This window comes from Pseudomonas sp. GYB4201, from assembly GCF_056312595.1.
The window spans coordinates 42,076-53,208 of record NZ_JBWGIG010000043.1 but is presented as its reverse complement, the minus strand read 5'-3'; the positions used below and the strand labels follow the sequence as shown (position 1 = coordinate 53,208).

Annotated in this window: 10 protein-coding genes and 1 pseudogene; 7 read left to right on the top strand and 4 right to left on the bottom strand. The window is 65.8% G+C overall.

Annotated elements, in window-relative coordinates:
* A pseudogene (locus AC0Z2B_RS27930) lies at nucleotides 1–88 on the bottom strand (Hcp family type VI secretion system effector); the annotation flags it as partial.
* 423 nt (nucleotides 89–511) lie between these two features.
* Between AC0Z2B_RS27930 and AC0Z2B_RS27925 the strand changes: the two are divergent.
* Nucleotides 512–1,384 (top strand): 1-aminocyclopropane-1-carboxylate deaminase/D-cysteine desulfhydrase, encoded by an 873-nt coding sequence (locus AC0Z2B_RS27925; protein ID WP_476300957.1) that lies wholly within the window; start codon nucleotides 512–514, stop codon nucleotides 1,382–1,384.
* A 793-nt stretch (nucleotides 1,385–2,177) separates the two neighbouring features.
* On the opposite strand, the gene AC0Z2B_RS27920 is transcribed toward AC0Z2B_RS27925, so the two are convergent.
* On the bottom strand, nucleotides 2,178–2,729 hold the full coding sequence (locus tag AC0Z2B_RS27920) for a cytochrome b (RefSeq protein WP_476300955.1): 552 nt from the start codon (nucleotides 2,727–2,729) through the stop codon (nucleotides 2,178–2,180).
* Nucleotides 2,726–3,706 carry a DUF1853 family protein gene (locus tag AC0Z2B_RS27915; protein ID WP_476300953.1) on the bottom strand — a complete coding sequence of 327 codons (981 nt, stop codon included), beginning with the start codon at nucleotides 3,704–3,706 and terminating at the stop codon, nucleotides 2,726–2,728. The genes AC0Z2B_RS27920 and AC0Z2B_RS27915 overlap by 4 nt, the downstream gene beginning before the upstream one ends.
* A gap of 450 nt (nucleotides 3,707–4,156) precedes the next feature.
* On the opposite strand from AC0Z2B_RS27915, the gene AC0Z2B_RS27910 reads away from it, so the two are divergent.
* Genes AC0Z2B_RS27910 through pepN form a run of 6 tightly spaced genes read left to right on the top strand, consistent with a single transcriptional unit; the run spans nucleotide 4,157 to nucleotide 10,656 of the window.
* Nucleotides 4,157–5,047, top strand: coding sequence for an NAD(+) kinase (locus AC0Z2B_RS27910; protein ID WP_416425987.1), 891 nt, complete (start codon nucleotides 4,157–4,159; stop codon nucleotides 5,045–5,047).
* On the top strand, nucleotides 5,047–6,018 hold the full coding sequence (locus tag AC0Z2B_RS27905; RefSeq protein WP_416425985.1) for a metallophosphoesterase: 972 nt from the start codon (nucleotides 5,047–5,049) through the stop codon (nucleotides 6,016–6,018). The genes AC0Z2B_RS27910 and AC0Z2B_RS27905 overlap by 1 nt, the downstream gene beginning before the upstream one ends.
* A complete protein-coding gene (locus AC0Z2B_RS27900; protein WP_476300951.1) occupies nucleotides 6,015–6,884 on the top strand; it encodes a rhomboid family intramembrane serine protease in 870 nt (289 codons plus the stop codon). Before AC0Z2B_RS27905 ends, AC0Z2B_RS27900 begins: the two co-directional genes overlap by 4 nt.
* A gap of 14 nt (nucleotides 6,885–6,898) precedes the next feature.
* Nucleotides 6,899–7,159 carry a YeaC family protein gene (locus AC0Z2B_RS27895; RefSeq protein ID WP_008371636.1) on the top strand — a complete coding sequence of 87 codons (261 nt, stop codon included), beginning with the start codon at nucleotides 6,899–6,901 and terminating at the stop codon, nucleotides 7,157–7,159.
* Entirely contained in the window at nucleotides 7,156–7,986 is an 831-nt protein-coding gene (locus AC0Z2B_RS27890; RefSeq protein WP_416425981.1) for a DUF2797 domain-containing protein, read from the top strand. Before AC0Z2B_RS27895 ends, AC0Z2B_RS27890 begins: the two co-directional genes overlap by 4 nt.
* A gap of 12 nt (nucleotides 7,987–7,998) precedes the next feature.
* A complete protein-coding gene (gene pepN, locus AC0Z2B_RS27885; RefSeq protein WP_476300949.1) occupies nucleotides 7,999–10,656 on the top strand; it encodes an aminopeptidase N in 2,658 nt (885 codons plus the stop codon).
* Between the two features lie 149 nt (nucleotides 10,657–10,805).
* On the opposite strand, the gene AC0Z2B_RS27880 is transcribed toward pepN, so the two are convergent.
* On the bottom strand, nucleotides 10,806–11,102 hold the full coding sequence (locus tag AC0Z2B_RS27880) for a DUF3077 domain-containing protein (protein ID WP_476300947.1): 297 nt from the start codon (nucleotides 11,100–11,102) through the stop codon (nucleotides 10,806–10,808).
* Nucleotides 11,103–11,133: the final 31 nt, after the last annotated feature.

Below are 11,133 nucleotides of genomic sequence, written 5' to 3'. Positions count from 1 at the left end.
TGTTGCCGACCGAGTCTTCGGTGAAGGTGCCGGCAGTGATCAGACCTTGCTTGGTGCCTTGGAGGGTCAGGTAGGCGGGTGTTGGCATGAAAGCTCTCCTTGCGGGGTTTAAGTGTCGAATCCTGGAGGCGGTAGCGCATCCGGGTAGCTGAAGGTAATCAATAGTCATGCCAACTAATTTTTTATAAGCAAAATCAATAAGCTATACTTATTTGTAAGATGGTATTTCCATATTTTCCTGAATTTGTTCGCCAAGTGCGCAAGAAGTTGCGCAGTGCTGCGCAACTTCTTGCGCACTCGGCTGCAGGCCTTGTAAATAAAGGCCTGCGGCAGTTTTTGAAGCGATTTTGGCGAGAACAGTGCGCAACTTCTTGCGCATACTGGCGATTGGCTTGTAGTAGTGGCGAAGGCGGCTTTGTCCACTGTTGCTGTGGTCAATTGGGTAGACTACCGGCCTGTTGATTTTCCCCTCGCGAAGGCATTGATGACCTCAGTTTTCCCTCGGTTTCGCATGGCCCCGCTCGATCGGCTGAGGCTTGATTGGCTCCACGCTGCCAACGTTGAGGTGGCCATCCTGCGCCTGGACCAGATCGACCCGCTCGTCAGCGGCAACAAGTGGTTCAAGCTCAGCGAGCACCTGCAACGCATGCGCCGCGAAGGCCTGGGCGGGGTGATGAGCCTGGGTGGCGCCCATTCCAATCACCTGCACGCCCTGGCGGGGGCGGGCAAGCGCCTGGGCTTCAAGACCGTGGGCCTGTTGCGTGGCCACCGGCAGCAGACGCCCACCGTTGAAGACCTTCAGGCATTTGGCATGGAGCTGCACTGGCTGGGCTATGCCGGCTACCGTGAACGGCATGCGCCGGGGTTCTGGTTGCCGTGGCAGGCGCGTTACCCCGATTTGCTGGCGGTGCCTGAAGGCGGTGGCGGCGAGGAGGGCGCGCGTGGCTGCCAGGTGCTGCTGAAGCAGGTGCGGGCGGGGTTGCTGGGGCTGGGTTGGGATGGCTTCGATGCCTGGTGGCTGGCCGTGGGCACCGGCACCACCTTGGCAGGCCTGGTGCAGGCCGGCGGGCCGTTCGCCTATGGCGCCACGGCGGTGCCGGGTGGCCATGGGGTGGAAGAAAACCTGGCAGCGTTGCTGGCCGACGGCAGTGGCTTCGAACTGATCGACGCCAGCCGCGGCGGCTTTGCCAAGGTGGATGCAACGTTGCTGGCGTTCATGGCCACCGCCGAGCAGGAAAGCGGCGTGCCGCTGGAACCGCTGTATACCGGCAAGGCCCTGCTGGCGCTGCACGACAACCTGCATCGCTTCGCGCCAGGCACCCGCCTGGTGTTCATCCACACCGGCGGCCTGCAGGGAATACGCGCCGCCCCACACCCCGCGTAGCAGCTGCCGCAGGCTGCGTCCGGCCGTTGCGCGGCGAGCCTGCCGATGCGCGGTGCTCTTGGACGCGGCCTGGCGGCCGCTGCTACGGGATCTCCTGCGTGGCAGCTGCCGCCGGCTGCGTCCGGCCGTTACGCGGTGTGCCTGCCGATGCGCGGTGCTCCTGGACGCGGCCTGCGGCCGCTGCTACGGGATCTCCTGCGTAGCAGCTGCCGCAGGCTGCGTCCGGCCGTTACGCGGCGTGCCTGCCGGCGCGCGGTGCTCCTGGACGCGGCCTGGCGGCCGCTGCTACGGAATCTCCCGCGTAGCAGCTGCCGCAGGCTGCGTCCGGCCGTTACGCGGCGTGCCTGCCGATGCGCGGTGCTCCCGGACGCGGCCTGGCGGCCGCTGCTACGGAATCTCCCGCGTAGCAGCTGCCGCAGGCTGCGTCCGGGCGTTGCGCGTTGTGCCTGCCGATGCGCGGTGCTCTTGGACGCGGCCTGCGGCCGCTGCTACGGGATCTCCTGCGTAGCAGCTGCCGCAGGCTGCGTCCGGCCGTTACGCGGCGTGCCTGCCGATGCGCGGTGCTCTTGGACGCGGCCTGCGGCCGCTGCTACGGAATCTCCCGCGTAGCAGCTGCCGCAGGCTGCGTCCGGCCGTTGCGCGTTGTGCCTGCCGTTGCGCGGTGCTCCTGGACGCGGCCTGGCGGCCGCTGCTACGGAATCCCCCGCGTAGCAGCTGCCGCAGGCTGCGTCCGGCCGTTACGCGGTGCCTGCCGAGGCGCGGTGATCTTGGACGCGGCGTGACGTCGCGATCATCAGCCCTGCTTGTGCGGCAGCATCCGCACCAGGGTGTTATCCCGCACCACGTAATGGTGATACAGCCCCGCCAGCGCATGCAGGCCAATCAGCCAATAGCCCCAGGTGCCGATCTGCTCGTGCCAGTGCTTGATCTGCTTCGCCGCCTCGTCGTTCGGGCCAATCAGGTGGGGCAGTTCCAGTCCCCAGAACGGCACCGGCTTGTCGGCGGCGCTGAGGATGAACCAGCCCAGCAGCGGCATGGCCACCATCAGCGCGTACAGCAGGGTGTGCATCAGGTGTGCAAGGCCGGTCTGCCAGGCCGGCGGCTTGGGGATGATTTTCGGCGCGGCGCCAGCGATTTTCGCCGCCAGGCGTATCCATACCAGCACGAACACGGTCAGCCCGGTCATGAAGTGCAGCTGCACGATCAGCGCGCGGCTGTCGCTGCCCTTGGGGAAGTTGCCGCGCAGCTCGATGCAGGCGTAGACGATGCCCAGCAGTACCAGCATCAGCCAGTGCAGGGCGATCGACAGGCTGCCATAGCGGGCCTCGGTGTTTTTCCAGGTCATTGAATTTCCTCACGGTCGTTGCATCTTTTTATAGGTGGCGCATTGGGCCACAGGTCCGCGACCAGAAACAGCCGTTCGGCCTCTTCCCAGGCGCCATCGCTGGCTTGGACCAGGCGCACCAGCAATTGTGCCGGGGCCAGCGGGTCCAACGCCTGCAGCCACTGCTGCAGTTGCGCGGCGTCCCAGGTGTCCTGCTCGGCGTAGCGCGCCGGCGCCAGCCAGGCCTGGCGTGGCAGCAGCTGCCAGCGCCCGGGCTGGCTTTGCAGGTAGAACGCCGGCCAGTCGCGCTGGTGCAGCCACCGGCCGCGCAGGTGCTGGGGGTGGGCTCCGGGCGGCGGTTGCGCGGTGCCGGGCCAGGGGTACAGCAGGTAGCCGCCCAGCCACAATTGCGCGCTGAACTGCACGATGCCCAGCGCCGCCAGGGCCTGGCGGCTTTCGTCACGGGCGGAGATAGGCAGCTGGTGCTGGGCCAGATGCGCCAGCTTAAGGTCCAGGCGGTCGTGGCTGCCCGGGCCCAGCCACAAGGCAGCGTGCTCGCCGTCACTGGCCTGGGGCCCCAGGTACAACTTGATCGCCAGCTCCAGGTGGTGCACGCCGCCGCCGTCGCGCAACAGGATGTCGAGCTCGCCCAGGGTATGCCCCTCGCGGCGTATCGGCAGGTTCGAGGCAATCAGCTCGATGCCCGGCGCCTGGCTCAGGGCAAACTGCCACAAGCGCTCGTAATAGAGCCCCAGGCGACGAGTGGCGGCGCCCCGGGCCAGCCAGGCCACCAGCGGGCTGTGATCCACATCCAGCGCCCGCAGCCACGCCTCCAGCCGCCAGGGCTGCGCCACCCAGTCGCTGCCGGTCAGCGGGTGGCGCTGGGGCCACGGCGTCTCGGCCAGCATCGGCGGCGCCAGGATCACCCACGCCAGGTCACGCACCTGCGGCTGGCGCAAGTGGCGGGGTAGAGCGGCTAACGTGGGAAATAGAGTCATCGTGCGAGCATAGCCGGTTGGCAACCACCACGCCGATCTCAAGGCCTGCACCAAAGGCTAAAACCTCGGTCCATCAGGCCATGGCACGGTGCAACAAATGTAGCTGCTGCCGCCAGGCTGCGGCCCGCCGTGCGGACGGCGGGTGGTGGCCGTTACGCAAATCCCGAGTCGGCCCGCAGCCGCTGCCGCCAGGCTGCGGCCCGCCGTGCGGACGGCGGGTGGTGGCCGTTACGCAAATCCCGAGCCGGCCCATAACCGCTGGCCGGTATGAACCCTGGAGATCTTCAGCGGGTATAGGGCCAGCGCAGCCTTCGGCAGCGGCTACGGTGCTTTAGCCACCTCATACACCAAACCTTTTTGTCCTGCCGGTTGCTTTCGCCCATAATCGACCCCACGTTTCCCAAGGCGCCGCACCGTGGCCGCGCCCGTTCCAGACCCCGCAGGAGCCCCATGGAGCAATTTCGCAATATCGGTATCATCGGCCGCCTCGGCAGTTCCCAGGTGCTTGATACCATTCGCCGCCTGAAAAAATTCCTGCTCGACCGGCACCTGCACGTCATCCTCGAGGACACCATTGCCGAGGTCCTGCCGGGGCACAACCTGCAGACCTCGACGCGCAAGATGCTCGGCGAAGTGTGCGACATGGTGATTGTCGTCGGCGGCGACGGCAGCCTGCTGGGCGCCGCCCGCGCGCTGGCCAAGCACAACGTGCCGGTGCTGGGCATCAACCGCGGCAGCCTGGGCTTCCTCACCGACATTCGCCCCGACGAGCTGGAAGTGAAGGTGGCCGAGGTGCTGGACGGCCACTACCTGGTGGAAAACCGCTTCCTGCTGCAGGCCGAAGTGCGCCGCCACGGCGAGGCCATCGGCCAGGGCGACGCCCTCAATGACGTGGTGCTGCACCCCGGCAAGTCCACGCGCATGATCGAGTTCGAGATCTACATCGACGGCCAGTTCGTGTGCAGCCAGAAGGCCGACGGCCTGATCGTCGCCACGCCCACCGGGTCCACCGCCTACGCGCTGTCAGCGGGCGGGCCGATCATGCACCCCAAGCTCGACGCCATCGTCATCGTGCCCATGTACCCGCACACGCTGTCGGGCCGGCCGATCGTGGTGGACGGCAACAGTGAACTCAAGATCGTGGTGTCCAAGGACATGACCATCTACCCGCAGGTGTCCTGCGACGGCCAGAACCACTTCACCTGCGCCCCGGGTGACACCGTCACGGTCAGCAAGAAGTCGCAGAAACTGCGCCTGATCCACCCGCTGGACCACAACTACTACGAAGTCTGCCGCACCAAACTCGGTTGGGGCAGCCGGCTGGGAGGCACAGGAGACTGATGCTCGATCCCGCACGCAGCTACGATCTGATCGGTGACGTGCACGGTTGCGCTCATACCCTTGAGCACTTGCTCGACACCCTCGGTTACCGCAAACAGGGCGGTATCTGGCGGCACGCCCAGCGCCAGGCGCTGTTCCTGGGCGATATCATCGACCGCGGCCCGCGCATTCGCGAGGCGCTGCACATCGTCCACGACATGGTCGACGCCGGCCAGGCGCACTGCATCATGGGCAACCATGAATTCAACGCGCTGGGCTGGTGCACGCCGGCGCCGCCGGGCAGCGGCAAGCAGTTCGTGCGCGAGCACACGCCGCGCCATGCACGGCTGATCGGCGACACCCTGGCGCAGTTCGAACAGCACCCCGGCGACTGGAAAGACTTCGTGCAGTGGTTCTACGACATGCCGCTGTTCATCGACGCCGGGCGCTTCCGCCTGGTGCACGCCTGCTGGGACCACAGCATGATCGAGCTGCTGCGCGGCCAGTACCCGGACGGCTGCATCGACGAGCACTTCGTACAGGCCGCCGCGGTGCCGGGCAGCTTTGCCTGCAACGTCTTCGACCGCCTGCTGCGCGGCACCGACATGCGCCTGCCCGACGGCCTGACCCTGACCGGCGGCGACGGCCTGACCCGCGCCTTCTTCCGCACCAAGTTCTGGGAAGACGACCCGCAGACCTACGGCGACATCGTCTTCCAGCCCGACGCGCTGCCCGAAGAGGTGGCCAGCACGCCGCTGTCCAGCAGCCAGAAAAACAACCTGCTGCGCTACGGCATCGACGAGCCGCTGCTGTTCGTCGGCCATTACTGGCGCAGCGGCCGGCCCTCGGCCATCCGCCCCAACCTGGCCTGCCTGGACTACAGCGCCGTGCTCTACGGCAAGCTGGTGGCCTACCGCCTGGACCAGGAAACGCTCATCGACCCGCACAAGTTCGTGTGGGTGGACGTGGAACGCGCGCAGGTGCAGCCATGAGGCCAGTGACCGTGATGCGCGTGCCCCTGGGCACCGACCTCAGCGGCTTCGTACAGCTGCTGGCGCGCCTGCAGGTGCCGCACCGGGTCAGCGAGGAGCGCGGCGAACAGGTGCTGTGGGCCGTCAACGAACAGATGGCCGCCGACATCCGCGACCTGTACGCCCGCTACCCCGACGGCAACGCCGACCTCGACCTGAGCAGCTACCAGCCCCGGCCACGAATATCGCGGCCCAGCCTGGCCGCCCAGGCCCGCGCCTGCCCGGCCACGGCGCTGGTGTTGCTGCTGTGCCTGATCGTCGCCGGCCTGACCTACCTGGGCGACAACTTCGACACCCTGCACTGGCTGACCTTCCAGGACTTCAGCTTCGACAGCGAAAACCTCTACTTCCTGCCCCTGGGGGCCAGCCTCGACGCCGGCCAGTGGTGGCGGCTGTTCACGCCCATGCTCCTGCATTTTGGCGTGCTGCACCTGGCCATGAACGCCCTGTGGTATTGGGAGCTGGGCAAGCGCGTCGAAATACTGCAGGGCCGCATCAACCTCATCGGCCTGACCCTGCTGTTCAGCCTGGTGTCCAACACGGCCCAGTACTGGTACAGCGGGCCGACCTTGTTCGGCGGCCTGTCCGGCGTGCTGTACGCGCTGCTGGGCCACGTGTTCGTGTTCCAGTGGCTGGCGCCCAACAACGTCTACCGCATGCCGCGCAGCGTGCTGGTGATGATGCTGGCGTGGCTGGTCATCTGCATGACCCCGCTGGTGGGCATGTTCGGCCAGATCGCCAACGCCGCCCACGTCGGCGGGTTGTTGGTCGGTTGCCTGACAGGGCTCTTGGGTGGCGCCTTCGCGCGCCGTAAACTACGCGCATAAATTCTGGAGACGCCATGACTTCCTTCGCCCACATGATCGAAAACATCACCCCCGAAATCTACGAGAGCCTGAAACTGGCCGTGGAAATCGGCAAATGGTCCGACGGCCGCAAGCTCACCACCGAACAGAAAGAGCTGTCGCTGCAGGCGGTGATCGCCTGGGAGATGCAAAACCTGCCCGAAGACCAGCGCACCGGCTACATGGGCCCGCAGGAATGCGCCTCGAAGTCGGCGCCGGTGGCGAACATTCTGTTCAAGTCGGATGCTGTCCATTGAACGAGATTGGTCGCGGTACCCTGAGCAAGATGGCCACCCGGCTCGACGAGTCGGCGGTCCAGTACAGCTTTCGCCTGGGCGACGTCGAGATCCCGGTCAATGACCTGATCGGCAAGCCCCTGCGCCTGGAATACCTGGGCGCCATCCACTGCACCCACTGCGGTCGCAAGACCAAGACCAGCTTCAGCCAGGGCTACTGCTACCCCTGCATGACCAAGCTGGCCCAGTGCGACGTGTGCATCATGAGCCCCGAGCGCTGCCACTACGACGCCGGCACCTGCCGCGAGCCGTCCTGGGGCGAGCAGTTCTGCATGACCGACCACGTGGTGTACCTGGCCAACTCGTCGGGCATCAAGGTCGGCATCACCCGCGCCACCCAACTGCCCACCCGCTGGCTCGACCAGGGCGCCAGCCAGGCCCTGCCGATCGTGCGCGTGGCCACCCGCCAGCAATCGGGGCTGGTGGAAGACCTGTTCCGCAGCCAGGTGGCCGACCGCACCAACTGGCGCGCGCTGCTCAAGGGCGACGCCGCGCCGGTCGACCTGCCCCAGGTGCGCGACATGTTGTTCGACACCTGCGGCGCCGGCCTGTCGATGCTGCAGGAACGCTTCGGCCTGCAAGCCATCCAACCCTTGCATGACACCGAAGTGCTGGAGATCCGCTATCCGGTCCAGGCCTACCCGGCCAAGATCGCCAGTTTCAACCTGGACAAGAATCCGATCGCCGAGGGTACGCTGCTGGGCATCAAGGGCCAGTACCTGATCTTCGACACCGGCGTGATCAATATTCGCAAATACACGGCGTACCAGCTCGCCGTGCATCAGTAGAAGGATGTCAGCATGCGCACCGAACAGCCGAAAATGATTTACCTCAAGGACTACCAGGCCCCTGAGTACCTGATCGACGAAACGCACCTGACCTTCGAGCTGCACGACGACCATACCCTGGTCCACGCGCAGCTGGTCATGCGCCGCAACCCGGCCCGCGGGCCTGGTTTGCCGCCGCTGGTGCTGGACGGCCAGCAGCTTGAACTGCTGTCGGTCAGCCTGGGCGACCTGGAACTGGGTGCTGCCGATTACCAGATCGACGACAGCCACCTGACCCTGCACCCCACGGCGGCCAGCTTCACGCTCGACACCAGCGTGCGCATCCACCCCGAGACCAACACGGCGCTGGAAGGCCTGTACAAGTCCGGCAGCATGTTCTGCACCCAGTGCGAGGCCGAGGGCTTCCGCAAGATCACCTACTACCTCGACCGCCCGGACGTGATGAGCAAGTTCACCACCACGGTCAGCGCCGAGCAGCACAGTTACCCGGTGCTGCTGTCCAACGGCAACCCGATTGCCAGCGGCCCCGGTGAAGACGGCCGCCACTGGGCCACCTGGGAAGACCCGTTCATGAAGCCGGCGTACCTGTTCGCCCTGGTGGCCGGTGACCTGTGGTGCGTGGAAGACAAGTTCGAGACCGCCTCCAAGCGCGACGTCACCTTGCGCATCTACGTCGAGCCGGAAAACATCGACAAGTGCCAGCACGCCATGACCAGCCTGAAGAAGTCCATGCGCTGGGACGAAGAGGTGTATGGCCGCGAGTACGACCTGGACATCTTCATGATCGTCGCGGTCAACGACTTCAACATGGGCGCCATGGAGAACAAGGGGCTCAACATCTTCAACTCCAGCGCCGTGCTGGCGCGCGCCGAGACCGCCACCGACGCCGCCCACCAGCGTGTCGAGGCCATCGTCGCCCACGAATACTTCCACAACTGGTCGGGCAACCGTGTCACCTGCCGCGACTGGTTCCAGCTGTCGCTGAAGGAAGGCTTCACGGTGTACCGTGACGCCGGTTTCTCCTCGGACATGAACTCGGCCACGGTCAAGCGCATCCAGGACGTGGCTTACCTGCGCACCCACCAGTTCGCCGAAGACGCGGGCCCCATGGCCCACCCGGTGCGCCCGGACAGCTTCATCGAGATCTCCAACTTCTACACCCTGACCGTGTACGAGAAGGGCGCCGAAGTGGTCGGCATGATCCACACCCTGCTGGGCAACGAAGGCTTCCGCAAGGGCAGCGACCTGTACTTCGAACGCCACGACGGCCAGGCCGTGACCTGCGATGACTTCATCAAGGCCATGGAAGACGCCAACGGCGTCGACCTCACCCAGTTCAAGCGCTGGTACAGCCAGGCGGGCACCCCGCGCGTGCAGGTCAGCGAGACCTACGACGCCGCCGCCAAGACCTACAGCCTGCACTTCCACCAGACCTGCCCGGCCACCCCGGACAAGGCCGAGAAGCTGCCGTTCGTGATTCCCGTGGCCCTGGGCCTGATCGACGCCCACGGCAACGACCTGCCGCTGCAACTGGCCGGCGAAAGCGCGCCGGTGGGCACCAGCCGCGTGCTGTCGGTGACCGAGGAAGACCAGACCTTCACCTTCCACAACATCGACGCCAAGCCGCTGCCGTCGCTGCTGCGTGGCTTCAGCGCGCCGGTAAAACTGAGCTTCGACTACAACCGCGACCAGCTGATGGTGCTGATGCAGCACGACAGCGACGGCTTCAACCGCTGGGACGCCGGCCAGCGCCTGGCCGTGCAGTGCCTGCAGGAACTGACCGCGCAGTACATGGAAAATAAACCCATGGTGCTCGACCCACGGCTGATCACCGCCCTGGGCACCGTGCTGGCGAACCACAGCCTGGACCAGGCCATGGTTGCCGAGATGCTCTCGCTGCCGAGCGAGGCCTACCTGGCCGAACTCAGCGACCGCGCCGAAGTGGACGCCATCCACGCCGCCCGCGAATTCGCCCGCGCGCAGATCGCTGAGCACCTGTACGGCGCCCTGTGGCAGCGTTACCAGGCCAACCGCGCCATCTCGCGCGAGACCGCCTACGTGCCGGAGGCCGAGCACTTCGCCCGCCGCGCGCTGCAGAACATCGCCCTGTCGTACCTGATGCTGACGGCCAAGCCGCAGGTGCTGGAAGCCACCCTGGAGCAGTTCGACGCCTGCGACAACATGACCGAGCGCCTCACCGCGCTGGCCGTGCTGGTCAACTCGCACTTCGACGCCGAGAAAGCCAAGGCCCTGGACACCTTCGCCGAGCACTTCAAGGACAACCCGCTGGTCATGGACCAGTGGTTCAGCGTGCAGGCCGGCAGCACTCTGCCAGGCGGCCTGAAACGCGTGCAGGCGCTGATGCAGCACCCGGCGTTCACCTTGAAAAACCCCAACAAGGTGCGTGCCCTGATCGGCGCCTTCGCCCAGCAGAACCTGGTCAACTTCCACGGCGTGGACGGCTCGGGCTACCGCTTCCTGGCGGACCTGGTCATCCAGCTCAACGCCCTGAACCCGCAGATCGCCTCGCGCCAACTGGGCCCACTGACCCGCTGGCGCAAATACGACCCGCACCGCCAGGCGCTGATGCGCGGCGAGCTGGAGCGCATCCTGGCCTCCGGCGAGCTGAGCAGTGACGTGTACGAAGTGGTGAGCAAGAGCCTGGCGTAAGCTGGCTGTTGTTCAATCAGGCGCCGCACCTGCCTTGCAGGGCGGCGCCTTTTTTGTGCCTTCGCGCTCGGCGGGGGATTGGTTGCGTTGGCGGACGCGGCCTGCGGCCGCTGCTACGGGTTTTTCCCACGGGCGCCTGCGATGCTGGCCTATCTGGAGGCGTGCACACCTTGCAGCGAAGCAGCAACTAATCCGCTACTCATCTCTGTGAGACATTCGATTGCGTGGTTCAGTGCTTGTGCTGCCTCTACCGTAGCATCACAACGCTCGTCCGCCAGCACACGGATGGTGTTGAGTATCGCGTTGGCACTCTGCAGTGCCTCATCGATCGGCACATCGCCACGTACCGTGAACAGATGACCGGAAGGGCTTGCTCCAAAGTCGATTTCGCAGGTGGTAGGCAACGGTGAAAGGGTTTCGGATAAAGCTGCAGCGCAGATGGACATGATTCGATCCCATGTTGAGTGAAGATCGCCA